This is a genomic window from Facklamia hominis CCUG 36813 (genome assembly GCF_000301035.1).
In the GTDB taxonomy this organism is placed as follows: Bacteria; Bacillota; Bacilli; order Lactobacillales; family Aerococcaceae; genus Facklamia; species Facklamia hominis.
Window position 1 is genome coordinate 1175307 of sequence record NZ_JH932292.1, and the last position, 23200, is coordinate 1198506.

General features: G+C 36.7%; 26 protein-coding genes and 1 riboswitch. Of the genes, 7 read left to right on the forward strand and 19 right to left on the reverse strand.

Annotated features, from left to right (window positions below; translation table 11 throughout):
* Positions 1-67 precede the first annotated feature (67 nt).
* Positions 68-919: a VOC family protein gene (locus HMPREF9706_RS05415; protein WP_006908367.1), complete on the forward strand. Its 852-nt coding sequence runs from the start codon at positions 68-70 to the stop codon at positions 917-919.
* A gap of 13 nt (positions 920-932) precedes the next feature.
* Here the strand turns inward: HMPREF9706_RS05415 and HMPREF9706_RS05420 are convergent, their stop codons facing one another.
* Entirely contained in the window at positions 933-1652 is a 720-nt protein-coding gene (locus HMPREF9706_RS05420) for a glucosamine-6-phosphate deaminase (protein WP_006908368.1), read from the reverse strand.
* Between the two features lie 127 nt (positions 1653-1779).
* On the opposite strand from HMPREF9706_RS05420, the gene HMPREF9706_RS05425 reads away from it, so the two are divergent.
* From HMPREF9706_RS05425 to HMPREF9706_RS05435, 3 genes are all read left to right on the forward strand, one after another.
* On the forward strand, positions 1780-2400 hold the full coding sequence (locus HMPREF9706_RS05425; RefSeq protein WP_006908369.1) for a hypothetical protein: 621 nt from the start codon (positions 1780-1782) through the stop codon (positions 2398-2400).
* Positions 2401-2491: 91 nt separating this feature from the next.
* Positions 2492-2854: an ArsR/SmtB family transcription factor gene (locus HMPREF9706_RS05430; RefSeq protein ID WP_231285857.1), complete on the forward strand. Its 363-nt coding sequence runs from the start codon at positions 2492-2494 to the stop codon at positions 2852-2854.
* Between the two features lie 156 nt (positions 2855-3010).
* Positions 3011-3823, forward strand: a complete 813-nt coding sequence (locus HMPREF9706_RS05435; protein WP_006908371.1) for an AraC family transcriptional regulator — start codon at positions 3011-3013, stop codon at positions 3821-3823.
* A gap of 176 nt (positions 3824-3999) precedes the next feature.
* On the opposite strand, the gene glmM is transcribed toward HMPREF9706_RS05435, so the two are convergent.
* Genes glmM through yidD form a run of 4 tightly spaced genes read right to left on the reverse strand, consistent with a single transcriptional unit; the run spans position 4000 to position 7543 of the window.
* Entirely contained in the window at positions 4000-5358 is a 1359-nt protein-coding gene (glmM, locus tag HMPREF9706_RS05440) for a phosphoglucosamine mutase (RefSeq protein WP_006908372.1), read from the reverse strand.
* A gap of 40 nt (positions 5359-5398) precedes the next feature.
* Positions 5399-6382: a CdaR family protein gene (locus HMPREF9706_RS05445; protein ID WP_006908373.1), complete on the reverse strand. Its 984-nt coding sequence runs from the start codon at positions 6380-6382 to the stop codon at positions 5399-5401.
* On the reverse strand, positions 6375-7235 hold the full coding sequence (gene cdaA / locus HMPREF9706_RS05450) for a diadenylate cyclase CdaA (protein ID WP_006908374.1): 861 nt from the start codon (positions 7233-7235) through the stop codon (positions 6375-6377). The genes HMPREF9706_RS05445 and cdaA overlap by 8 nt, the downstream gene beginning before the upstream one ends.
* Positions 7236-7294: 59 nt before the next feature.
* A complete protein-coding gene (gene yidD, locus HMPREF9706_RS05455; RefSeq protein ID WP_006908375.1) occupies positions 7295-7543 on the reverse strand; it encodes a membrane protein insertion efficiency factor YidD in 249 nt (82 codons plus the stop codon).
* 79 nt (positions 7544-7622) lie between these two features.
* On the opposite strand from yidD, the gene HMPREF9706_RS05460 reads away from it, so the two are divergent.
* Both HMPREF9706_RS05460 and HMPREF9706_RS05465 read left to right on the forward strand, forming a co-directional pair.
* Positions 7623-8711: a M24 family metallopeptidase gene (locus tag HMPREF9706_RS05460; RefSeq protein WP_006908376.1), complete on the forward strand. Its 1089-nt coding sequence runs from the start codon at positions 7623-7625 to the stop codon at positions 8709-8711.
* 2 nt (positions 8712-8713) lie between these two features.
* Positions 8714-9718, forward strand: a complete 1005-nt coding sequence (locus HMPREF9706_RS05465; protein WP_006908377.1) for a biotin--[acetyl-CoA-carboxylase] ligase — start codon at positions 8714-8716, stop codon at positions 9716-9718.
* 143 nt (positions 9719-9861) lie between these two features.
* Here HMPREF9706_RS05465 and HMPREF9706_RS05470 read toward each other — a convergent pair whose 3' ends face one another.
* The 14 genes from HMPREF9706_RS05470 to HMPREF9706_RS05535 form a co-directional block, all read right to left on the reverse strand.
* Positions 9862-10665 (reverse strand): formate/nitrite transporter family protein, encoded by an 804-nt coding sequence (locus tag HMPREF9706_RS05470; RefSeq protein WP_006908378.1) that lies wholly within the window; start codon positions 10663-10665, stop codon positions 9862-9864.
* Positions 10666-10683: 18 nt separating this feature from the next.
* Positions 10684-12018 carry a polysaccharide deacetylase family protein gene (locus HMPREF9706_RS05475; RefSeq protein WP_006908379.1) on the reverse strand — a complete coding sequence of 445 codons (1335 nt, stop codon included), beginning with the start codon at positions 12016-12018 and terminating at the stop codon, positions 10684-10686.
* A 268-nt stretch (positions 12019-12286) separates the two neighbouring features.
* Positions 12287-12847 carry an energy-coupled thiamine transporter ThiT gene (gene thiT / locus HMPREF9706_RS05480; protein WP_006908380.1) on the reverse strand — a complete coding sequence of 187 codons (561 nt, stop codon included), beginning with the start codon at positions 12845-12847 and terminating at the stop codon, positions 12287-12289.
* A 52-nt stretch (positions 12848-12899) separates the two neighbouring features.
* Positions 12900-12998: riboswitch (TPP riboswitch) on the reverse strand.
* Positions 12999-13287: 289 nt separating this feature from the next.
* The gene (locus HMPREF9706_RS05485) at positions 13288-13902 is read right to left on the reverse strand and encodes a sigma-70 family RNA polymerase sigma factor (protein WP_006908381.1); all 615 of its coding nucleotides are present in this window, start codon (positions 13900-13902) and stop codon (positions 13288-13290) included.
* A complete protein-coding gene (locus tag HMPREF9706_RS05490) occupies positions 13899-14450 on the reverse strand; it encodes an NYN domain-containing protein (protein ID WP_006908382.1) in 552 nt (183 codons plus the stop codon). Before HMPREF9706_RS05490 ends, HMPREF9706_RS05485 begins: the two co-directional genes overlap by 4 nt.
* Positions 14451-14457: 7 nt before the next feature.
* Positions 14458-15291, reverse strand: a complete 834-nt coding sequence (gene rlmB, locus HMPREF9706_RS05495; RefSeq protein ID WP_006908383.1) for a 23S rRNA (guanosine(2251)-2'-O)-methyltransferase RlmB — start codon at positions 15289-15291, stop codon at positions 14458-14460.
* Positions 15284-15727, reverse strand: a complete 444-nt coding sequence (locus HMPREF9706_RS05500; RefSeq protein WP_006908384.1) for a Mini-ribonuclease 3 — start codon at positions 15725-15727, stop codon at positions 15284-15286. The genes rlmB and HMPREF9706_RS05500 overlap by 8 nt, the downstream gene beginning before the upstream one ends.
* Position 15728: 1 nt before the next feature.
* Positions 15729-17153: a cysteine--tRNA ligase gene (gene cysS, locus HMPREF9706_RS05505; protein ID WP_006908385.1), complete on the reverse strand. Its 1425-nt coding sequence runs from the start codon at positions 17151-17153 to the stop codon at positions 15729-15731.
* A 109-nt stretch (positions 17154-17262) separates the two neighbouring features.
* Positions 17263-18270 carry a lipoate--protein ligase gene (locus HMPREF9706_RS05510; protein WP_006908386.1) on the reverse strand — a complete coding sequence of 336 codons (1008 nt, stop codon included), beginning with the start codon at positions 18268-18270 and terminating at the stop codon, positions 17263-17265.
* Between the two features lie 55 nt (positions 18271-18325).
* On the reverse strand, positions 18326-19468 hold the full coding sequence (locus HMPREF9706_RS05515; RefSeq protein ID WP_006908387.1) for an ArgE/DapE family deacylase: 1143 nt from the start codon (positions 19466-19468) through the stop codon (positions 18326-18328).
* A 214-nt stretch (positions 19469-19682) separates the two neighbouring features.
* Positions 19683-20900 carry a tyrosine-type recombinase/integrase gene (locus HMPREF9706_RS05520; RefSeq protein ID WP_001291561.1) on the reverse strand — a complete coding sequence of 406 codons (1218 nt, stop codon included), beginning with the start codon at positions 20898-20900 and terminating at the stop codon, positions 19683-19685.
* Positions 20901-20981: 81 nt separating this feature from the next.
* Entirely contained in the window at positions 20982-21185 is a 204-nt protein-coding gene (locus tag HMPREF9706_RS05525) for an excisionase (RefSeq protein WP_000814511.1), read from the reverse strand.
* Between the two features lie 460 nt (positions 21186-21645).
* Complete coding sequence (locus HMPREF9706_RS05530; RefSeq protein ID WP_000857133.1) at positions 21646-21876, reverse strand: helix-turn-helix domain-containing protein; 231 nt, start codon at positions 21874-21876, stop codon at positions 21646-21648.
* Positions 21873-22295, reverse strand: a complete 423-nt coding sequence (locus HMPREF9706_RS05535) for a sigma-70 family RNA polymerase sigma factor (protein ID WP_000804885.1) — start codon at positions 22293-22295, stop codon at positions 21873-21875. The genes HMPREF9706_RS05530 and HMPREF9706_RS05535 overlap by 4 nt, the downstream gene beginning before the upstream one ends.
* A gap of 504 nt (positions 22296-22799) precedes the next feature.
* Between HMPREF9706_RS05535 and HMPREF9706_RS05540 the strand changes: the two genes are divergently transcribed.
* On the forward strand, positions 22800-23153 hold the full coding sequence (locus HMPREF9706_RS05540; RefSeq protein WP_006908388.1) for a helix-turn-helix transcriptional regulator: 354 nt from the start codon (positions 22800-22802) through the stop codon (positions 23151-23153).
* The last annotated feature ends 47 nt before the right edge of the window (positions 23154-23200 follow it).

The following is a 23200-nucleotide window of genomic DNA, read 5'->3' on the forward strand; positions in this document are numbered from 1 at the left end:
CAATTTTATTTACATTCATTTCTTTCAAGAGTATCATTATAATAGTTATTTGAATAAAGGAGGAAGTATGTTAACAACAACCTACCCCATTGTACCTAAAAAAGTACAATTAAATGCTTTAAATAGCACTCACTTAGCACAATATTATCAAGAACAACTTGGATTTACCCTCATAAAAGAAAAAGATAAGATTTTTTCTTTAGGAAACCGTGACGCGGATATACTACTGGAAATTTTCCCTCATGCTCAGAAAAAAGTTAATAAAACAAGCGGCCTTTATCACACAGCTTTTCTATTTCCCAAAGAATCCGACTTAGCCCACTTCTACAAGTATCTAAAAACTCATCATACCCCTCTTCAAGGGGCTAGTCATCATGGTTATTCCAAAGCACTCTATTTACAAGATCCTGAAGGAAATGGTCTTGAATTCTATTATGATTTACCCATATCCCAATGGGATATAAATAAAGAGGGGCAAATTAAAGGAGTCACAAACCGACTTGATCTATCCGAACTTAGTCAACTTGTTTCATCAACAGCCCCCGATTATCAGCTTCCTAGGCAAACCAAAGTTGGCCATTTTCATCTACAAGTAGGACAACTCGACAAAGTAGCGCACTTCTATCAGACAATTCTTCACTTAGCCACTAAACAAAAAATTAACCACCATGCACAATTCTTAGCTAGCGGTCTTTATCACCACCATCTAGCTTTAAATACCTGGCTAGGTCTCGAATTAGATCACCCACACACAAATACGCAAGGAATTAGATCTTGCGTTTGGCAATGCCATCCCACTGAAATAACAGCCATTATCCAACGTCTAAATGAGCTTCACTACCCTTATACAAATAAAAAAATAGGCATTGAATTAATTGATCCAGCTGGTATTAGACTTAAAATAAATAGGATGGATTAATTCGTGAATCGTTTCAAGCATTATACTCGCCACTTAATTGTGATGCGGCCTCCTCATCCAACAAAATAAAAGTATTAGCATGCTGTTGCAAACAGGATGCTGGACATAAAGGACTAGCTGGTAGTTCAATTGCTTGTCGAATCGCATGCGCTTTATTCTCTCCAAAAGCCATCAAAATAATTTGCTTGGCTTTTAGAATGCTGTCTATGCCCATAGTTATCGCTCGACTAGGCACTTTTTCATTGTTTTCAAAAAATCGCTGATTGTCTTTAATCGTCGATTCCGTCAATTGAACACAATGCGTTTTCGTATCAAAGGACGATCCAGGCTCATTGAACCCTATATGTCCGTTAGATCCCAACCCCAATATTTGTAGATCAATTGGCCATTGTTCAAGTATCTGATCATAATTCAAGCACTCTTGATGAATCTCTTCAGCCACTCCATTTGGAATATATGTCGCCTTAAATGGCTTTTTACTGAAAAGATACTGATTCATAAAGTATGCATAACTTTGAGGGTGATCTTTAGAAAGACCAATATACTCATCCAAATTAATGGCTTGATCTTGCGAAAAATCATACTCTGAATTCACCATAAGTTGATACAATCCCAAAGGTGTGGATCCAGTGGCTAGCCCATAAGTACTTGGACCTAAGTCCTTCTGCTTGATTAACAATTGAAAAGCATAATCTGAAGCTTCTGATTTCGTTTTAAATACTTTTACATGCATAACGTCTCTCCTTATATAAACGTTTTATGACAGTCTTCACAATTTAACAACATTCTAGTAACAATGACTTTATTATACCTAAAACATGTTAAAATCAAAAATAGAAACTTACACGAGGAGGATGTATATGTCAAATCTAACCCAAAAATCATTCATTCCTCTTTTTATCCTTGGCCTCGTTATTGTCTCTTTAACAGGAGCCTTCCCTACAAAAATTATCGCAACCACAACAAGTAATGAGAAGCCTAATACTAATAATTATTTTGAAATGCCTGCTGATGATTCGGATTCAATAGAAGAATCCAACGAAAGTTCCTCAGTTGTTACCGAAGAACCCACCGCCCCAATCACGCTAGATCCGAAGGAAACACAAGACGAATCAAGCTCGGTATTATCGCCGGATAGCCGCTTTTCATCGATTTATGAAGCAACGGTCGATGAAACACCCGAACAACAAAAACCATCCGATCAAACTGTCTCAACGAGACCATTCCCCAACACTTCTAAAGGAAATACGCAAGCAGGATCCTTTCAAGTTTTAAAAGCTCAAAAGCCGAAGTCTACTAGTTTAATCATAATGGCCTCTATAAACAAACTTATGAATCACCCTAAACTCGTTCATAATATTTTAACCGTGTTCCCCTATTCTTTATTCAATCCCATGCCAGATCTGGTCCCTTCAATTCCTATCGCCTGTTACACACAAGCAACTATCTTAGGTATTTATTTAGACAGACTGCCTTCTTAGCAATTTAATTTATATTTGCTAAGCTATTTGACAATTCTTAGGATATTCATAGAATTAATACAGGTGAGGACTCTCAATCATAGAAAGGAGAATGATTTTGACGAATTATACTTGCTACGATGATCAAGAAATAAAAAATGAGCAAGAAAAAGTCGACCAATTCTTACAAAGTAAACAGCTTTGTAAGAAAGTGAATATTTTTAAACTATTAGGTGACTTAAATCGCATCAAAATTATTGAACTCTTGGCTAATTACGATAAACTTTGTGTCTATGAAATCTCACGTTTAATTAACGCCTCAGTGGCCACTACTTCTCACCATCTCATCGCCTTAAAAAATAACCACCTTATTGGCTCTAAAAAAGAAGGTAAACACGTGTTGTATTTTCTAGAAGATCCTAAGGTTATTCAAGTCCTTCGATTAGCAGCTCAACTAGGTACTTATAAAAACTAAAAACAAAAACAGCGCACTCTCATAGTAATGCGCTGTTTTATTTTTTTTAAATAAACAAGCAATTATTATTCTAATTTTTGACAAATTTTTTTAAATTTAGTGTATGATATCAATATAGTATTACACAACATAAAATATAATCAAGGAAGTGACATCATGTATATTTCGAACATCAATACAGCATCAATCCGTTTGGAAAATATTGAGCTAGATCGGATTTCGGAAGGTTCTCCTAAGACGATTCATTCACATGATCATTTAACGATTCTCTATTTGGCTAAAGGAGCCGCTACTTGTTCTCATCATGATACACGGGATAATATTAAGAAAAAAGACCTCATTATTCTTAATCCTAACCAACAAGTAACGATTGATCCTATTCGAAAAATCGAATACATTCAATTAGATATCACGGGTGTCGTTTTCATCTCGTCATCCAAAATTGAAGGTGATCATGGCGTATTTGTTGTCGCTGACGAAGGTCAAATGATTAAATACTATCTCGACCTTGCTCTATTAGAGAGTAAGAATGGTTTCCGTGGATCAGACATCATTTTAAGGAAATTAACAGAGTGTGTTCTTGCGCATATTTTGCGTCATCACAATCTTTCTATTAAAGATTCATCCATCCAAGTCAAACATGAAGAAATTGAAGAAATTAAAGAACATATTCGTCAAAACTTTAATCGAAAAGTCAGTTTAGACGAACTATCTGAATTAGTCGATATTAATAAATATTACCTCATCCGTCTTTTCAAACAACAAACCGGTCTTTCACCGATTGACTATCTGATACATCTGCGTTTAGCAGAAGCAGAACGTCTATTAACCTCTACTGATACAGATATTGCGGAAATATCCAATTATGTTGGCTTTCATTCAGCCTCTCACTTCTCTAAAACCTTTAAGGAAGCGAATGGCTTAACACCTTCTGCCTATCGTCGGAAATTTTCAAGAATTGGTTTTTAATAACAAACTTATTAAGGCTATGACAAAAATGTCATAGCCTTTTTAATAACATAAATTTCACATATATAACACGCCTCTGTGATTTATGGGCATTTAAAAAATTTGAAACAAAAAGTAACCTCTGCTCAACCATTTTAGGGCACTTGAAGAGATCACTCTTGATTAACATGATCTTTTTAGTCTTCTAATCCTCTAACTTCCTGAATGACATCCGCAATCATTCGACTGTATTCCGTCGCCAATAAATCAGTCTCAGCCTCGACCATAACACGAAGAAGAGGTTCTGTACCACTAGGACGAACCAAAATCCGTCCCTGTCCCTGCATCATTTCTTCAACTTTTTGAATAACTTGTTGAACCGCGGGTTCATCCATCACTGTTTTTTTATCTCGAACCTTTACATTAACTAATTTCTGTGGATAAAGCGTCACTTCAGCTGCCAATTCTGATAAAGATTTACCCGACTCTTTCATCACTGACATTAACTGGATCGCCGTCAGCAAACCATCTCCTGTAGTATTCCAATTAAGGAAAACAATATGCCCTGACTGTTCGCCACCTAAATTGTAATCTTGAGCACGCATAGCTTCCACTACAAAACGGTCACCAACAGCCGTTTGAACAGACTTCATTTCATTTGCTTCCAAAGCCTTATAGAATCCTATATTACTCATTACAGTCGATACAATGGTATCTTGACTTAACCGACCTTTTTGTTGTAATAGTTTGCCACAAATGAACATAATCTTATCGCCATCTACAATCTGGCCCTTTTCATCTACCGCAATTAAGCGATCACCATCTCCGTCAAAAGCCAATCCTAGATCGGCTTCCTTCTCTAGAACAAAATTTTGAAGTTGTTCGGGATGGGTAGAACCACACGCTTGATTAATATTCAAGCCATCAGGTCGGTCACCCATGGTATAAAAGTCGGTATCCAAATCAGCAAACAGCTGATTAATTAACGGTGCCGTAGCTCCATTAGCTGAGTCAACAGCTACACGAAGTCCTGACAAATCAACCGTTGTTGTAGAATATAAGAAATTAAGGTATTTAATAACCCCTTCATGAAATTCATCGATAATTCCTAAGCCTTCTGCACATGGACGAGGCAAATGATCTTCCTCTTGATCCAACAGCTCTTCAATCTCAGCTTCTTGATCGTCAGACAACTTAAAACCGTCTGCTGCAAAGAACTTAATTCCATTATCTCCAACTGGATTATGTGAAGCTGAGATCATCACTCCAGCGACGGCTTTTTGGGTCCGTGTTAAATAAGCAACTGCTGGTGTAGGAACAACACCCAGATGCATCACTTCAATCCCCACAGACAAGAGCCCCGCGATTAAAGCAGACTCCAACATAGAACCAGATATTCTTGTATCACGACCCACTAATACTCTAGGCACCTCAGCATCTTCTGCATGTTGCAAAAGGACATAGCCACCACATCGACCTAATCTAAAAGCAAGCTCTGGACTTAATTCGAGATTCGCTATACCTCTAACACCATCAGTTCCAAAATATTTTCCCATTTTCATTCTCCATTCATTATCAATTCATTCGTAGTTATATCTATTCTTTTTTAGATTCCTTGGCTCCCAGATCCTCCACTGTTACTTTAACATTAACCTGGTTCGTGTCTGCTCCTGTAATTCCAGTTGGAAGATTTAAGATACCTGTGACCGTTTGAGACTTTTCAACTTGAGATACATCGACAACTAGTTCGACACTTTCAATTTGATTGAGGTCTTCTTGTCTTCCATAAAGAACCACCGAATGTCGATCCACTGGATCATATTGATAGGATTTTTTTGTATTATCTTCACCAATCGGAGTGACTTTCAAAGGAACTGATTTAGAATTAGCTTCTAAATTAACTTTTGTTTTTATATCGACGACATCAGCGTTCACATCCAATAAGTCACCATTTTTATCTAAAATCTGTAAGCGATATGTATTTGAAAAGCTCTCAGATATTTCGTCTTCTGAACTGATTTTTATGCCTACAAAATCAATCGCATCAATCACTTCTTGCTTTCCAATCAATTTAACTTGTTTAGGATCAGTCTCAACAGAGCCCACTTTTACTGAGGAACTTAATTGTAAGTTGGAAACATCATATTCCACCGGTAAGGTAATAGCCTTACGCTTTTCAACATCAACCAATACACTTGAGGGACTAATCCGATAACTAATCTCTTGAGGTAATCCCTCAATTTTTAAACGAAGTTTAGTTTGACCAATATCTCCTGAAGAAATTTCTTCTGTCTGTACAATAAAACTCTCGCGGGTCACTTGATTAATAATATTGCGTGGGCCTTCTAACTTGACGGTCACCGTTTCATTAAGATCTGAAACATAAATATCATCAGGATGTTTCCCCAAAAGTAAAGGAATATTATACATCGTTTCAGAAGTATTCACTGAACTAGCCATTTGTGTATTAAAGGCTGCTCTTCTGGAATAATTTTCGTTACTCACAAAAGTATAAATAAATAAAGCAAAAACCAAGGATATTAACCGTACAGCCCACTTATTCTCAAAAAGTTTATTCATTTGAATTCCCTCCTTGTTTCGGAGTTTTTTCATTCCAGAAATCTTTTATGATCTTAATAAAGCTAGATTGATCCTCTTCATCTGTATCTGTGTACAAGTATTGCAATAGTAACTGGTGCAACTCTTCCAAATCCAAATCCCGATGTAAAAAATCGTTCTTTACAATAGAAATAGCTCCGGTTTCTTCAGAAACAATGAGTGTTAATGCATCTGTTACTTCTCCTAAACCAATCGCTGCCCGATGCCTTGTTCCAAGCTCTTTTGGAATAGTTCGACTCTCTGATAAAGGCAAGTAGCAAGATGCCGCAGCAATTCGGTAATCACTAATAATTACCGCTCCATCATGTAGAGGGGTATTTGGAATAAAAATATTAATTAATAATTGACTGGAAACATCCGAATCCAAATCGATACCGGTTGAAATGTATTCTAACAAAGGATCTTCATTCTCAATTGAGATCAATGCTCCAATCTTACGCTTAGACATATAAAGTAAAGATTTTTCCAAATCATCAATCAATTGCTCGCTGGCATTGCGTTGTGATTGACGATTCCGAAAAAGACTCCGACCTAAATTTTCCAATGCTTTTCGAAGCTCAGGTTGGAAAAGAATAATCAAGGCTACTACACCCCAAGAAATAACTTGGCCTAATAACCAATCAACGGTTTGCAACCCTATTGTTTGACTGAGAAACTTGGCCACCAAAATTAAAGCAATTCCTTGCAGCAAATTCATTGTCCTTGTTTTTCGAGCATACTTGATTAAGGTGTAAATAACTGCCCAAACAATAACGATATCTAAAACACTGACAATCGGTTGGTTGCCCAAAAAATGATTTAACCAACTAAACATATACTCACCTACTTTTCTTCCTTCATTCTATCATATTGACAAATATAGACTAGAATTATTTAGTGTTTTTCTTCATTTCGTTTTAACGAAAAATTATCTGGTACTAGATCAAGCCCTCCTCTTGCAAATGGATGACAACGTAAAATTCTGGCTAAGGCCATTAATCCTCCTTTTAATAGACCAAATCGACCGATTGCTTCAATGGCATAATTAGAACAGGTTGGACGATAGCGACAAGAAGGAGGTGTTAGAGGAGATAGATATTTTTGATAGATCCGAATTAAGCCGATAGCCGCATTTTTTATCATAATCTTACTCCTTTGATTGAATTGATCTTATTATTCATTATAATAGTTTTAAAGCAGATATACCATGAGGAGGATTTTTATGGAAAAAGAACGTCTGAATAACGTATTAGATAAAATGGCTGACTGCCAAGTGAACAATCTCTTAGTAACCGACCCTAGCTCAATTGATTATTTAATCAACTATCATACAGATCCCGGTGAACGACTCCTTGCGCTACTTATCCCACTCGAAGGACAGCCTACACTTATTCTTAACAAACTTTTCCCCGAATATATCGACCCTTCTGAAACAATTCATCAGATTCATTACAGCGATGGCGAAGATATTATTAGCACTATCAGCAAACTGCTCCATCCCGGTCTAACCGGAATCGATAAAGTCTGGCCTAGTCATTTTCTCTTAGACTTAATGACCAAGCGCCAGGATATTGATTATTGTAATGGCAGTCTAATTATTGATCAAATCCGTAGTATCAAGACTCCAGCAGAAATTGAAAAAATGCTTGATGCTTCTCATCGCAATGACCAAGCGGTCGGCCGATTAATCGATCTCCTTCCGCAAGCCCTCAGTGAGACAGAAATGACCGAAAAATTAGCTACGATCTACCAAGAATTGGATTGTGATGGATTCTCTTTCGAACCGATTGTCGCCTACGGTGCTAATGCAGCCGATCCTCACCATGTTACCGATCAATCAAAACCTCAACCTGGACAATGCGTCGTATTAGATATTGGTTCCTCTCGTCATGGGTACTGTTCAGATATGACCCGCACCGTCTTCTTTGAAGAGGTTTCTGATGAGGACCGTCATGTTTACGAAACGGTCTTAAAAGCCAACTTAGCGGCTATTGAACAAGTTAAACCTGGTGTCTCTTTTGCATCCATTGATAAAGCAGCACGGTCAGTCATTGAAGAAGCTGGCTATGGTCAATACTTCACCCACCGAACAGGACACTCGATCGGTAGGGATGTTCATGAGTATGGGGATGTAGGTCCCTTTAACCAAGACCTTGTCCAAGTAGGTAATACCTTCTCAATCGAACCAGGTATCTATATTCCTGGTCGCATTGGAGTTCGTATCGAAGACCTTGTCGTAGTCACAAAAGACGGTTGTAAAGTCTTAAATGATTATCCTAAAGAGCTTAAAATCATTAAAAAAGATCGTTAATTATGACACAAAGTCTCAAAGAAAAAATTCTAGAAAAATTCATTCATCAAACAAAGCCTCTCTCAGGAACGCAATTAGCCCAAGAATTTCAGGTTTCAAGGAATGCTATTTGGAAAACCATCCAGAATCTTAACCAATCCGGCTATCAAATCCAAGCTAAGAAAGGTAGTGGCTATCTACTTGAATCTCTCAAAAGGGAAATCGACCCCTTACAAATCTCGATCCATACTAAAGATTCTTTCTTAAAACCTGTCATTTTTCATAAAGAAATAGTCTCGTCAACCAATGATTGGGCAAAAGAATACAGCTTTAAAGCAAATTTTCAAAATGCCCTATTTATTGCTGACCAACAAACGGAGGGACGTGGAAGATATGGGAACTCCTTTTATTCGCAATTAGAAAACGGTCTTTACTTTTCATTGTTATTAAAAGCTGATCCCATCATCCATCAAAAATTAGACTATCTTACAATGATCGCAGCCCTAACCCTAACTAAGACCCTAAACCCTTATCTTGATACTAGCTTAAAAATCAAGTGGGTGAATGATCTTTTCTACCAAGGGAAAAAAATTGCTGGAATCCTTACGGAAGCCAATTTTAATCTGGAAAGTCAAGAATTAACCAGCGTAATTGTTGGAATAGGTCTCAATCTATCCGGATCTTTCCCCCCACAAAATGAAGGCGCACTCTCATTTGCAGGAACCCTCTTTAAGAAAAGTTTGCCTAAAGATTTTTCAAAAAATCAGTTCTTAAGTCAATTTCTCCATCAATTCTGTTATGAATTAACAAGAGAAACTAAGCTAATTTTAAAGGATTATGAAGCTTTACTAATGGGCAAAGGCTGTATTATAAATTTTCAACATGGCAGTACTCACTACCAAGGAACCCTTCTAGGAATTGATGAAAAGGGGCATTTAAAAGTTCGCCTCATAAATAACCAAATAATCACTCTTTCTAGTGGCCAAGTCCATCTAGGAAGTCAACAATTTTATCAGCTTGACAATTAATTCCGTCTTAAATATTTAATAGCATTAGTTAGTCCAAAAATAAATCCGACTAACTAGACAAATAGAATCCGCGTTGTTGAAGAACAAACAACGCGGATTTTATCTAATTATTAATAGTAACTCTATTATTTCAAAAATGATATTTAGTCTCTTAAAGATAGACCCTCATCATTTAACCAAGCGTATACAAGCCCCATCACCAAACCACCACCAATATAATTACCTACCCAAGCAACTACCCAAGCTAATAAAACAGGTATAACTTGAATAAAATCCGATTCATAGGAGGAAAAAGCCACCATCGCAAACGAACCAAAATTAGCCACCACGTGCTCATAACCTAAAAATACAAACATAAAAATGGCTCCAAAAACAAGTAATAACTTTGCAAACTCCGTTTTTGCCAAGAGGTAACCTAAAATCGCAATATTTACGAAAATATTCGCTGCAATCGCCTCAATGAATACTTGCATTAATCCTTTAGATAGTTTACCTGCAACTGTCGTCACAATAAAACTTTCCGCTGTTAAATGACTAAAAGCTCCTGTATTAGATACTAGTAAAGCAGCTACAATTGCTCCTAATAAATTACCTAAAGTACAAAATGCAAGGATTTGACAGGCCTTTTTTGGCTTAATTAATTGATGATACATTCCCACAGTTAAATACATCATATTAGAAGTCACTAATTCATGATGTAAAAAGAGAATGAAAGAAAGGCCAAATGCAAATAAGAAAGAATAGATAAATTTTCCAACTTGTGGATTCATAATATTAATATAATCCGCTGCATAAACTCCTGCTGCTGTAGCTAAAACCAACATAGCACCAGCATACATAGACCGAACAAAATAACGTGCTTTACTTTGTTCGAATAAAGCTTCTTTCTTGGCAACCGCGCCGGCTATCGTCGAAATAAATGCGCTCTGTGTATTCAAATTTTCCATCTCTAATCTCCTATCATTTTATTCTGAAAAATAACGTAACTTAAATGACAATTCATCAGGTCCTACAAAAGCGTAACCTAGTTCCTTTAACTTAGGAATTAACTGATCAACTGCCTCGGGCGTCGCTGGGTGATTATCATGCATTAAAATTAATGAATGATGTTGCAAGGAACGATCTACCTCATTTAAAATAGCTTGCGTATTATGGCTTGACCAATCCATGGTGTCAATATTCCAAAGTATCGATGTCATTCCCTGCTTAGCCATCAAATCGACCACTCGTTTCCCACCCGCTCCAAAAGGTAACCGATATAGATTCGGTTCAAAACCACATGCAGCTTTTATAGCCATTTGAGTCCACTCAAATTGCTTTAAAACCTCTTCATCACTACATTTTCTTAAATCCGGATGATTATAGGTATGGTTCCCGATAATATGGCCTTCATCATAAATTCGCTTGGTTAATTCTGGATACTTATCCACATTCCCTCCCACGAGAAAGAAGGTGGCCTTGACACCATGCTTTTTCAAAACATCCAGAAGCCAAGGGGTATACTCAGGATTTGGCCCATCATCAAAGGTTAAAGAAGCCAATGGCTCTTGATCAAATTCACTAGCTCGTAAAGCTATTTTTAAAAAAGGACTTTCTTTTAAGTTCTCCTTAAACTCCGCCGAATAGTCACCATACTGGGCTCCTTTTAAAATGATCTCCGCTAGACGATCAGCTTTGGACTGCAAGGTCTGTCGCAACGATTCGGCTTGTGGTTGATTTGCTAAATCTCTATAACGCGCTTCAAATTTCAGGTATTCTTTTAATCCTGGTTCAATATCTCCCCGCACCTTAATATTAAGATCTCTATTTTGAACAACCGCTTGAGCCTCGTCGATTGATTGCAAAATATCCATACCCTCTTGATAAATTTGGCAAGCAGGGCTGTTTGCTTCTTTTCCTTGACAAGCCTTTAATTTCCCCTCTAGTTCCTTTCGATCCAGATCTGCGCGAAGTAATTTATTATCACCCTGATTAGTTTGAAAAATACTTCGAGCATTCTGTAACTCATCAAAGGCGCGTTGAAAAGTCACATATTTTTTTTTGAAAGGTAACCCCCCAACAAGCGGCATCTGATTAACAATAGCGGCAAGATGATCTAAATCTTCCTGTTTAGCATTTTTATCCAGGCCTTTGGTCTCTGATTGCAGCTGATCTAAAGCTACTTGATACTGGTTAACTAAGGCTTTAGACGGTTTCTGCCAATAAACAATTAATAAACACACAACCAGCCCCAGCAATACCGCTCCGACTTTGGGACTGAAGATTTTCGGTTGAAAATTTATTTTTTTTATTTTTCTCATCTCATCCCTCTTTCTTCTACTCTTTCTATTATATACGATATTGCCTAGAAATGACATGCTCCTTTGACCATATTACTTTGACGCAAGAATTTAACAGCTTACGGGTTCTTATTAATAGTTTTAAATTAGTTAAACATATTAACTCATGCTAATCTATCTCCTTTTTTCAGAATACCGATTCCATGTATCATTAACTCCAAAAAAGCAAAAAAGACTGAAACCTATTAAAAGTCTCAGTCTTAATCGATAAAATATCAGATACATTGATTTAGTTTAAATAATAATCCTTTTGAAATAGTTTAGGATACCGTTTGTAAATGATAACCAAAATGAATGCTGTCACAAGCGCTGTTAACAAAGCACTCGATCCATTCATAACCAACGAAAAGAAAACAGGAGACCAACCTTCTGGAGCATATTCTCCCCAATAAATAAAACCAGCCACAAAATGCCAAAAGAATCGTGCAAAGGTTGCTAAAAAAGAAGCCCAAATAATCACCTTTTCTTTTTTTAGTGATAAATGAAATTGCTTGGCGCATAATCCACCAAAGCCTGCAAAAAGATAAGCAATAACATATTCAATAACCACTTGAATGGGACCTAAATAATATACCTTCCCTAAAACAAAGTGTAATAATCCCCATATAAGGCCACTAACCAAACCCATCTTCAAACCCAGTTTCAATGAAATCAATACCAAAGGAATCATACCCAAAGAAATAGTCAATGAAGAACCAATATTAGTAGGTAGAAGAGAAAGAACAATAGCTAAGCCCGCAAAAATAGCCGCTTGAACAAAAGCTAACACCGACTGGTTTTTATTTGACATAAAAAAGCTCCTTACTGAAAATAGTAAAGAGCATAAATAAGCCTAAATAAGTCTATAATCCTACAGTAATCCCTACGCACGCATTAACGTATTCAGGTTCTAGGGTCTAGATCAAATCTACTCTCAGCCATGGGCTCCCCTTTACTAATTTCTTTTATTTAATTGCTGTTATCTTAGCATTTTTAGTGCAGAAAGTAAATAGAGTACCTTGCCTAAACGATTCATAATTTGAATATACTGATCGCCAGATAGAATATGACTAACGAAATTGGATTATTCTAAATCTTCCGCTTGAACATAGAGCCGTCGATTATTTAAAAGAGGCAATGGTTCTTAACCACAGCCTCTTTAAAAATTCGTATCTTGATTAGATAAGTAGAAGACCTAATATTTTTAAATTTTCTATAATATTATCTAATTAATCGATTAATCCTTATCTATTATTCATGATGAATCAATTTATTCAACTTGTCTTTTGCCCGCCGAACCGCATGTCTTACCTTATTATAATCTTGACCCGTCTCTTCCGCTATCTCACGCACCGACATACCCCTAAACAAATAATAACGCATGACATCGTGCTCAAAATCACTCAACTGATCGATAAAGCGTCGAATCGTATCTTGAGCCATAAGAATCTCCTCCGGAGAATTACGCATAAAATCGTTTTCCCCCAATGAAGAACACTGTAATTTAAAGTCTGACTCAAAATAAGGTAGATCCTCCAAAGAAGCATTAACCTCTTGAATGACTTCTTTTCTTTTTTGATCCTTCTTAGCTAATTGAAACACTCGATTCATAATCACCGCTTTTAAATAAGATGCAAAGTAAGAACCGTAATTTACATCAAAATACTGAATCCCTAAATAAAGTTGAATAAAACCTTCTTGAAAAATATCCTCCGGTTCATATCCTTCAATTTTCATTTGATAGGCCATTTTAGTAAACAAAGGCTTAAAACGATCCAACAGAGTCATAAATGCCAACTCATCCTGCAAATTATTTTGTAACAATTGCACTAAAACTTCATTGGTTAAATCATGATATTGGGTCATTTTGACCTCCTATTTTTTATTTTTTTTAAAGATAGTCTCAGCTCATCCAAATGCTTTAATTGATCAATACGCCAAGGACTCCGTCTCCTCATCCGTGCAGAATAATAGGCCTGAATATCTTGATTAACTTGAGCTTGCGACTGCTTAACTTCTAATAGCAATTCTTGAGCAGACATTCGCAAAGCACCTTTTTGAAAAATAAGCCACTGCTCTGCTTGGTCACTGGTAGCCACCACGACTCGATTTAATGGAGAAATCCAACGCCCTACTTCTTTTTCAATATAAGAATCAGCGGTTTGATTCTCTTGCGTATAAACAACCTCAATTTGACCAATGTTTACTTGCTTAGATAAACCCGAAACAAATTGTGCATCAAAAACAACGATTATTTTAATATCTCGATATTTTTGATAATCCGATAATATAAATAATAGACGATCTCTCGCTTGAGCTATCTCATTCTTTCGTTGTAATCTTGCTAGTTCTGGCCAAGAGCCAATCATGTTATAACCATCTACCCACAATATTTCGCGGCGTTGATAAAACATAATTTGCCTAGCCTTTCATTCTAAATCGCGCCACTTCATACATCAACAGCGCCGCTGCAACGGAAGCATTAAGACTTTGGACATGACCTACCATCGGAATCGTCACCACTCCATCCGCATTCTTTTTAACGAGATCGGACACGCCGGATCCTTCATTGCCAATGATAATTGCAATCGATCCCTGAGTTCGCCAAGACCGCATATCTTCACCTTCCATATCACTTGCAAAGACCCAAACTCCTTGTTGTTTCAACTGATTAATGACTTGAACCAGATTAGTCACTCGAATCACGGGAACATGTTCAATGGCCCCTGTTGAAGTCTTGGCAACGGTAGCCGTTAATGAGGCAGATCGTCTTTTTGGAATAATAATTCCATGTACACCTACAGCATCGGCTGTTCTAAGAATTGAACCCAGATTATGGGGATCTTCAATTCCATCTAAAATAATAAAAAACGGCTCCTCCTCTCTTAACTTAGCTAAATTAAAGGCATCCTCTAACTCAGAATATTGATAAGGAGGGATACTTGCAACTACTCCTTGATGTACAGCTCCTTCTACCAACACATCTAACTTAGATTTTGGAACCACTTGGTAAACGATTCCAAATTCGTTTGCCAAACTTATTATATCTGTTAAGTGTCTTTCTGTGAAGCCTTTTTGTAAAAATATTTTATTGGTATTATGGTGACTTTTTAGATGTTCTAATACTGCATGTTTCCCATAGATAAATTCACAATCCTTATCTCTTTCCTTATTGTTAAGGCTTTTCTTTCGTTCGATATTTTTTTTAATTCTTGTTTGTTGGGAATTTTTTTGATTTTTTGATGGTTTAGTCATATTTTCCCTCCGACTTATTAATAAATTTTATAGATGAATCGATCAGTTTTTGGCATCGTTCATCCTGATTTGTTAAATGCAACCAACCAATTAATGCCTCAAATCCTGTTGATCGACTATAATCTGCCATCGAAGCATTTTTAGCCTTAGTATTTATTTTATGGTTACGACCCCTTTTGAAAATCTCAATTTCTGCTTGTGTTAGAAAATCTTCCTGATTTAACCAGCTATTAATTACTTGGGCTTGAGCAGTCGCTGCAACATATTTAACTGCAGCCTGATGCAGTCGATGAACTTTTGTTTTTCCTTGCTTGACTACATATTCCCGAACTGCAAGCTCATAAACAGCATCTCCTATATAAGCCAAAGCAGCCCCATTTAATAAGGTAAATGGGACTGTTGAATTTCCTTTAGCATTGTCATTATGATTTTTCAAACTAAACCCTCTTCCATCGTGTACCCTGTTGTGTATCATCAAGAATAATGCCCATCTCTTTTAGTTCAGCTCTAATAGCATCAGCTCGAACAAAATCACGATCCAAACGTGCTTGCTGCCGCTCTTTAATAAGTGCTTCAATCGTTTCATCCAGTCCTTCTTCTTGTAAAAAAGCTAAACCAAATATAGCTAATAATTGACTTAACTTGGTTTCAAAATAACTTAAGGTATCTTCATCAACCTTGTCTAAATCTAGATACTGGTTCACACTTTTAATCATTTCAAAAAGAGCTGATAAAGCATTGGCGGTGTTAAAGTCATCGTCCATCGCTAATTCAAAGTCTCTCAGCTTTTGATCAAAAGTAGCCAAAATAGTTTGAGCAGATGCCACCTCTCCTTGACCTAAGTGATTCTTTCGATAAGTTATTTTTTGCATAACTTCTCGAATTCGCTTTAACTCAGCCTTGGCATTATCAAGGGCATTTTGATCATAGCGTAAAGGCCGACGATAATGAACACTAGACAATAAATAACGAATAACCATCGGATCTTCTTTTTCTAATAATTCTCGTAATAATACAAAATTACCTAGAGACTTAGACATTTTTTCGTCATCTTGCCCGATGGTGACAAAACCATTGTGCAACCAATACTTTGCAAAAGGATGATGATCCGTATAAGATTCTGACTGAGCGATCTCATTTTCATGGTGTGGAAATTGTAAATCTTGTCCTCCACCATGAATATCCAATTCTTGCCCTAGATACTTAGTTGACATCACTGAGCATTCAATATGCCATCCAGGCCTTCCTAAGCCCCAAGGCGATTCCCATGAAATCTCAGATTGATCTTTATTACGTTTCCATAAAGCAAAATCTAAAGGACTCTCTTTCAACTGGGCATCCTCTGCTGCCAAACGTTCGCTGGCCCCCATTTTTAAATCAGCAATTGATTGATCAGATAATTGACCATAAGCTTTAAATTTCTCGGTTCGATAATAAACATCACCTTGACTTTCATAGGCGTATCCTTTATCGATTAACACCTGGATATAGTCAATAATCTCAGGAATATTATCCATAACTCGTGGGTGGACCGTGGCTTCTTGTACATTAATTGCCGAAACATCTTCACGGTAGGCTTGAATATATTTATCAGCCAGTGCCTTTGGCGTCAATCCCTCTTCTTTGGCAGCTTTAATGATTTTGTCATCAACATCCGTAAAATTACTCACATAATTAACTTGATATCCCTTATATTCGAGGTAACGACGTATCGTATCAAAACAAACTGCAGAACGAGCATTACCAATATGAATATAATTATATACAGTCGGACCACAAACATAAAAATTCACACAATCCTTATGAATGGGCTCAAAGATCTCTTTTTTTCGTGATAATGTATTATAGACTCTTATTACCATAAGCTACCTTCTTTCCTATTTTATCTTATTATAACATCATCCAGGTACGATCACAGTTAAAAAAGCATCTTGAGGCAACAATGCCCCAAGATGCTTAAATGACCGACTATTAAGAGAAAATCATATCAGTTAATTCATTAGCCGAAACATCGCCAAAATATTTTTTTAGATCCAAAGACTCTAAAACAGCTTGAACCGCATGTCTTTCAAACTTAACTCCGTTCAATGCTTCCTCAACATCTTGAATGTCCCCTAAACCAAAGAAATCCCCGTAAATCTTAGCATTAGAAATTTTAGCATCCTTAATATTAAATCGCATGTCAATAAAGCCAATTGGAAATTTATTAACTGCTTTAATATCAAATTGAGGAGAATGGCCATAGTTCCAATCCCAATTACCAAAGCGTTCTTCTCTGATTTTATAGACAGCATCCCAATCTTCTTGAGTCAAATGATATTCTTTCACATCTTCTCGTTTATCCACATTGAAAATCTCTAATAATAACTTATCTCTAAATTCCTCAGTCGTTAATTTCTGATATTGCGGATCAACATATGGTTTAAGATTAGTGACTCTTGCACGAACAGACTTAACCCCTTTAGATTCATATTTAGCTTTATTTGGCTTTAAAGCATTATTAACTTCATCTAATTTTGAATCAAAGAGTATGGTTCCATGAGCTGTCATACGCCCTTTTTTAGCATACATCGCATTTCCAGAAAACTTTTTGCCATCGACCAACAGATCATTCCGCCCTTTTAATTCAGCTGTCGAAGCTCCCATCTTGTGTAAGGCTTCAATCACCGGTTTAGTGAAAGCGGCAAAATCTCTAAATGATCCATCATCATCTTTAATAAAACAAAAAGAAAAGTTTCCTAAATCGTGATATACTGCGCCACCCCCGGACATGCGGCGAACAATACGAATATCATGTTCATCGACATAGGACTGATTAATTTCTTCAAAGGTATTTTGGTTTCGACCAATAATAATCGAAGGGGCATTGATATAAAATAACAAGATGGGTTCATCGACTAGACGATTTTCGACGAGATAGGTTTCCAAAGCAATGTTGACGCTGGCATCATAATTATTTTGATTGTCTACAAAGTACATGAAATTCTCCTTTATATTAAACTTTAACGATTAACAACCACTACCCCTACTAAGCTTAATTCAAATAAGCTAGATAGACTTTTTGATAGATATCAATGAAGTCAAGGTATTCCTCTACCTTAATAAATTCATTTACCTGATGGGGTAGAGTGGGTTCACCCGGTCCATAAATTGCAAAATCAAAATCTGATTTTCCAAAAATAAATTGCGCACCGTCAGTGGTTGGGCCAATACCTGACACAGGAACGTCTGATCCAACCACCGATTGAATAGCTTTTACTAAATCTGATTGGTCATCTTTATCTACTGGGAAATTATTCTGAGTCAACTCAATACTTAAATGACCCTCAATTTCTTGGTTGATTTCATCAATAATTTGATAAAGATCAGCTTCGATTTTATCATTTGGATATTCAGCAATTGAGCGAATATTTCCTTCAAGAACAGCCTTTTCAGGAATACTATTAATTTGAGTGCCACCTTGAATAAGGGTAATAGCATGGGTTGTTCGACCTGTTTTTTCATTTTCATATTGATCAGTAATTTCTTGCATTCTTGCGTTAGCCTTAGTGATAAATTGATTCAACTGATTGATCGCATTGATTCCCTCTTCTGGCATCGATGAGTGTGAAGACTTGCCAACTGAAGTTACTTTATAGGACATCGAGCCTTTATGAGTTGATACAATCATAGAAGGACCACTTGGCTCACCAATTAATAAGCCATCCAAATCATCGGCATAACCCTTTTGAGTTAAGAATTTGGCACCAACCGTACCAATTTCCTCACCAACCGTTGCCATGTATTTAATTTTGCCCTTGAAGTCTTGACCTGACTCCTTTAATTCAATCATCGCAATAGCTAATCCAATAGTGCCGCCCTTCATATCTGTTGAACCGCGACCATAAAGCTTACCGTCGACAATTTCACCAGAGAAAGGTGGATAGGTCCATTCCGATTCATCTCCCGCAGAAACCACATCCATATGACCGGAGATAGCTAGAGTCTTTCCTGCTTGGCGACCTTCCAAAATTGCTACTAAGTTGGAACGCCCCGGAGCATACTCAACGAGTTCAGACTCAATACCATGATCCTTAAATAACTTTTGAATATATTTAGCAACTTCTTCTTCTTTATCATTCACAGATTTAATGCGTACAATATCTTGTAGTGCTTTGATTTTTTCTTCTTTTTTCATTTTATTCCTCCTTTTGTTTATTATATACTCTTTTTTTTATAAACAAAGTATAAATTTCTAATTATCTTTTTATATTTTCTTAAATGCTCGTAAAGCCTTATTCTATGTGCTTTCGAGTATTTTTACTGTAGGAAGATACTTCACGTTTCTTTGCATATTTCCTCATGTCTTAGCTGTCAGAAGTGGTAAATAAGTAGTAAATTCATTTGTACTACTAAGCAACAAGACGCTCCTGTTGCTTCTCTTTATTCAAGCGTTTCATTTCTGCCATTGCAGAATCGAATGTTGCATGTGCGTAATAGTTCAGCGTCATGGCTATATTAGCATGTCCCATAATGTACTGTAATGCCTTTGGATTCATTCCTGCATTTGCATAGTTGGTACAGAATGTATGTCGCAAACTATGTGGAGTGATGTGTGGCAATTTATCCTCGTTATACTTATTGTATTTCTTAACAAGACCTTTCATCATGCCGTTGTAATCACTTGCCACTTTTGGATAGTTCTTTCTATTAAGAAAGAGGAAATCACTATATCCATCAATCTCAACACGCTTATCATTCTTTCGATTCGCTAACACTCGCTTAAATGCTTGATAGGCTTCTTCAACCATAGGAACTTGACGTTCGCCACTTTTGGTCTTTGGTGTTTCAATGTAGTACCCAATTTCAGTATCTCTCAATAGCTGATGGTCTATATTGACAAGACGATTCTCAAAATCTAAATCTGGAAGTGTCAAACCACCAAACTCTGAAATACGAAGACCTGTTTTTAAGAGTATCAGAATTTCATCATAATTTTTGCTGTAGGTTTTATCAGCTTTTGCAAAGGCTAACAGTTTTTCTTCCTGTTCTTCTGTTAGTACGGTCTTAGGGACAGTATCATCATCAAGAACTGCTTTCAGTTGAAAGTCAAATGGATTCTTCCGAACACAATCATCTTGTATAGCAATATAGAATGAAGCCTTTAAAGAACGTTTGTAGTTATTGATGGTTTGATAAGCATAACCATTTTCACTCATTCTAATAGCCCATTCTTTAGCGTCTGATGGCTTAATACTGTCAATACTTCTTACACCTAACTTGTCTTTCTTCAAAATATCCATAAGATATTTGCGTCCAGTTTCAGTGTTTTTTCTAACCTTTGGTCTTTGAGCGTTCTGTTTTGCGTAAAGCTGGCAGAGTGTCATTTTCTTTCCTACAACATCAATACCATCATGAATGTCTTTCTGTAACTCTGCGATTTTCTCTCTAAGTGAGATACAATCACGCTTTCCTGCTGGTACTCGGTCTGTAGCCACAAGTTTCCACGAGTAAACAAATTGCGGTTCTCCAAATGAATCTATATATTTGTATAAGTATCTTCCGTCTTTTCGTTGGCTCTCTCCAGTCTTTAAGATTCGACCTTTATTGTCACGTCTTTTTTCTGACATGGCATTTGCTCCTTTCCTTTATGGAAAGAGCCTTGATACGACTTAATACTATTTTATCATATACAAGACCCTTTGGCGACGCTAGATTGCGTCCAATGTATCTATAATTTTTTCAAATTGTTTTCGTTTAATCTGAATACGATTGCCATTCATAATCAGCCAATTTGCATTTTTATTTTCCTCTGCCAAGCGTCGTAGCTTGTTTTCGCCAATACGAAAATATTTTGACGCTTCTTCAATGGTTAGGGTATAACGTTCCCAAATAGGAATGTCAGTCTGCTTCATAAAATCCTCCTTTCCAAATCACTTATTTGGATTTCATAAAAGTTGTTTTACCAGCAATCGAACAGCTTTAGCAAAGCTCACGGGAGTTCCACCCCTGCATGGTTCTCATGTAGCCATACTCATTGCCTGCGACGGTTTTATCACGCTCGGACTATTGACTGTATGGGAGTATCATTATCACGATAAGAATGTCGTTGCAGGCAATCCTGCTAAAGATTGCTTCTCGGATCACTAACATGAATCGCTCGCTATCTTTATAAGATAGGTCATGGCGGTTAGTTCCGTTGGCTCTTTTCTTATCGAAACGTATTCGATTACTTTTATTCAGTTTTCAAAGAACAATGGCTCGTTAGCCTATCAAAACACATTGAAAGCTCAATATGCTTTGGTGGAATAACAAACCTCCCTGTTCGGGAAGCGTGGAATGGTTTAGCACGCTTCCACGAAAGGAGAGAGGATATTACTTAATTTCAAATGACAAAATCTTTGTAATCAGTCTGGTTTCCATTCTTCCACGTAAGACTTCATCAACGACCATACTTTGATTGCCATATTCATCTTTCATAAGTCGTAGGGAACGCTTCGTTATGTACCCTCTGTAATGATGTAGAATCTGGTTAATCGCTTCGGTATCGCCATCTGTTGCCTTTACAATGAGAGGAAAGGGAATCATAGGATATTGTGTTTTCATTCTTCAAATTCCTCCATAAACTTTTTAATTAAGGCTAGTCCACTGGTTCTATGCCGATAGACAGTAGAACGGTTCAATTTCAACAGGTCTGCAATTTCTGAATCGCTCATGTCCATAAAGTAAAACAGCAGTAGAATTTCACGTTTCTTGTCTGGCAACTCACGTAATGCTTCACTCAACAAATCATTTTCAACGCCTACTGATAACCCATTGAGTGTAAAAATCTGAAAGTCAGTTGAATAGTTATCTGTTGTCGCAAACTGGCTAACAAGATAATCGCCAACATCCGAAAAGGACACCTCACGCTTTGCAATCCTTGAAAGATAAAGCATATAATTCTTTCGCTCGTCTTCCATAGCACGTTTACAGATATAGTCAAACTGATTTTCTATTGTGGTCTGAAAAGAAGATGGTTTCATGTTTCTCACCCCCTTTCTGTCTAGGAAAGGAAGTGAGCCTTGCTCGTTTATCTCCTTTCACTCTTAGTCCCAATGTGAAAGGGGGATTTGTTGCATTACTGATAAATAAACTTTGTAAAAAAGTTCTGAATAGCCAAAAAAGCATATAAACAGATTTATTTCTCTGTTTACATGCTTCTGTTATTCTATCTATATGATTTATAAAACCACATTGGTGGACGTACTTATCTATTGCAGATAGACGACTTTTTTTGACAAGAACCCAATGTAAGGAAATTTATTGTATATGATGTACTTCATGGCGACGTTGACCTCCAACAAACCGCCATTTGGAAGTAATATACAATATTTTAACAGCGTAAATAGCACTACCATATAACGGTTTTTTTTATTGGCGTTTAGTAGTGCTTTTTATTAAATATAAACCTATAAACCATATAACACGTTTTTCTATACCTGTTTTTAATTCAGTAGGAACAATAAAATGTATAGAGGTGGTCTACTATGCGTAAAAAAGAAGATAAATATGATTTTAGAGCCTTTGGTTTAGCCATTAAAGAAGCTCGATTGAAACGAGGTTTAACTCGTGAACAAGTGGGAGCATTGATTGAAATTGACCCACGGTACTTAACTAATATTGAAAATAAAGGGCAACACCCCAGCATACAAGTTCTTTATGACCTTGTATCGTTACTTCATGTTTCCGTTGATGAATTTTTCTTACCTGCTAATAACTTGGTAAAAAGCACCCGACGATTACAGATAGAGAAATACATGGATAGCTTTACAGACAAAGAACTATCCTTAATGGAAACTTTAGCCAGCGGTATCAACGAAGCAAGAAACATCGAAGACTAATTAAAAGAATCCATACATAACGGAAAGAGCCGATAAAATGAGATTGT

What these genes read in the sequence shown, in the direction of transcription:
- HMPREF9706_RS05415 (WP_006908367.1), top strand. Translation starts at nt 68, where the DNA reads ATGTTAACAACAACCTACCCCATTGTACCTAAAAAAGTACAATTAAAT.
- HMPREF9706_RS05420 (WP_006908368.1), bottom strand. Translation starts at nt 1,652, where the DNA reads ATGCATGTAAAAGTATTTAAAACGAAATCAGAAGCTTCAGATTATGCT.
- HMPREF9706_RS05425 (WP_006908369.1), top strand. Translation starts at nt 1,780, where the DNA reads ATGTCAAATCTAACCCAAAAATCATTCATTCCTCTTTTTATCCTTGGC.
- HMPREF9706_RS05430 (WP_231285857.1), top strand. Translation starts at nt 2,492, where the DNA reads ATGATTTTGACGAATTATACTTGCTACGATGATCAAGAAATAAAAAAT.
- HMPREF9706_RS05435 (WP_006908371.1), top strand. Translation starts at nt 3,011, where the DNA reads ATGTATATTTCGAACATCAATACAGCATCAATCCGTTTGGAAAATATT.
- glmM (WP_006908372.1), bottom strand. Translation starts at nt 5,358, where the DNA reads ATGGGAAAATATTTTGGAACTGATGGTGTTAGAGGTATAGCGAATCTC.
- HMPREF9706_RS05445 (WP_006908373.1), bottom strand. Translation starts at nt 6,382, where the DNA reads ATGAATAAACTTTTTGAGAATAAGTGGGCTGTACGGTTAATATCCTTG.
- cdaA (WP_006908374.1), bottom strand. Translation starts at nt 7,235, where the DNA reads ATGTTTAGTTGGTTAAATCATTTTTTGGGCAACCAACCGATTGTCAGT.
- yidD (WP_006908375.1), bottom strand. Translation starts at nt 7,543, where the DNA reads ATGATAAAAAATGCGGCTATCGGCTTAATTCGGATCTATCAAAAATAT.
- HMPREF9706_RS05460 (WP_006908376.1), top strand. Translation starts at nt 7,623, where the DNA reads ATGGAAAAAGAACGTCTGAATAACGTATTAGATAAAATGGCTGACTGC.
- HMPREF9706_RS05465 (WP_006908377.1), top strand. Translation starts at nt 8,714, where the DNA reads ATGACACAAAGTCTCAAAGAAAAAATTCTAGAAAAATTCATTCATCAA.
- HMPREF9706_RS05470 (WP_006908378.1), bottom strand. Translation starts at nt 10,665, where the DNA reads ATGGAAAATTTGAATACACAGAGCGCATTTATTTCGACGATAGCCGGC.
- HMPREF9706_RS05475 (WP_006908379.1), bottom strand. Translation starts at nt 12,018, where the DNA reads ATGAGAAAAATAAAAAAAATAAATTTTCAACCGAAAATCTTCAGTCCC.
- thiT (WP_006908380.1), bottom strand. Translation starts at nt 12,847, where the DNA reads ATGTCAAATAAAAACCAGTCGGTGTTAGCTTTTGTTCAAGCGGCTATT.
- HMPREF9706_RS05485 (WP_006908381.1), bottom strand. Translation starts at nt 13,902, where the DNA reads ATGACCCAATATCATGATTTAACCAATGAAGTTTTAGTGCAATTGTTA.
- HMPREF9706_RS05490 (WP_006908382.1), bottom strand. Translation starts at nt 14,450, where the DNA reads ATGTTTTATCAACGCCGCGAAATATTGTGGGTAGATGGTTATAACATG.
- rlmB (WP_006908383.1), bottom strand. Translation starts at nt 15,291, where the DNA reads ATGACTAAACCATCAAAAAATCAAAAAAATTCCCAACAAACAAGAATT.
- cysS (WP_006908385.1), bottom strand. Translation starts at nt 17,153, where the DNA reads ATGGTAATAAGAGTCTATAATACATTATCACGAAAAAAAGAGATCTTT.
- HMPREF9706_RS05510 (WP_006908386.1), bottom strand. Translation starts at nt 18,270, where the DNA reads ATGTACTTTGTAGACAATCAAAATAATTATGATGCCAGCGTCAACATT.
- HMPREF9706_RS05515 (WP_006908387.1), bottom strand. Translation starts at nt 19,468, where the DNA reads ATGAAAAAAGAAGAAAAAATCAAAGCACTACAAGATATTGTACGCATT.
- HMPREF9706_RS05520 (WP_001291561.1), bottom strand. Translation starts at nt 20,900, where the DNA reads ATGTCAGAAAAAAGACGTGACAATAAAGGTCGAATCTTAAAGACTGGA.
- HMPREF9706_RS05525 (WP_000814511.1), bottom strand. Translation starts at nt 21,185, where the DNA reads ATGAAGCAGACTGACATTCCTATTTGGGAACGTTATACCCTAACCATT.
- HMPREF9706_RS05530 (WP_000857133.1), bottom strand. Translation starts at nt 21,876, where the DNA reads ATGAAAACACAATATCCTATGATTCCCTTTCCTCTCATTGTAAAGGCA.
- HMPREF9706_RS05535 (WP_000804885.1), bottom strand. Translation starts at nt 22,295, where the DNA reads ATGAAACCATCTTCTTTTCAGACCACAATAGAAAATCAGTTTGACTAT.
- HMPREF9706_RS05540 (WP_006908388.1), top strand. Translation starts at nt 22,800, where the DNA reads ATGCGTAAAAAAGAAGATAAATATGATTTTAGAGCCTTTGGTTTAGCC.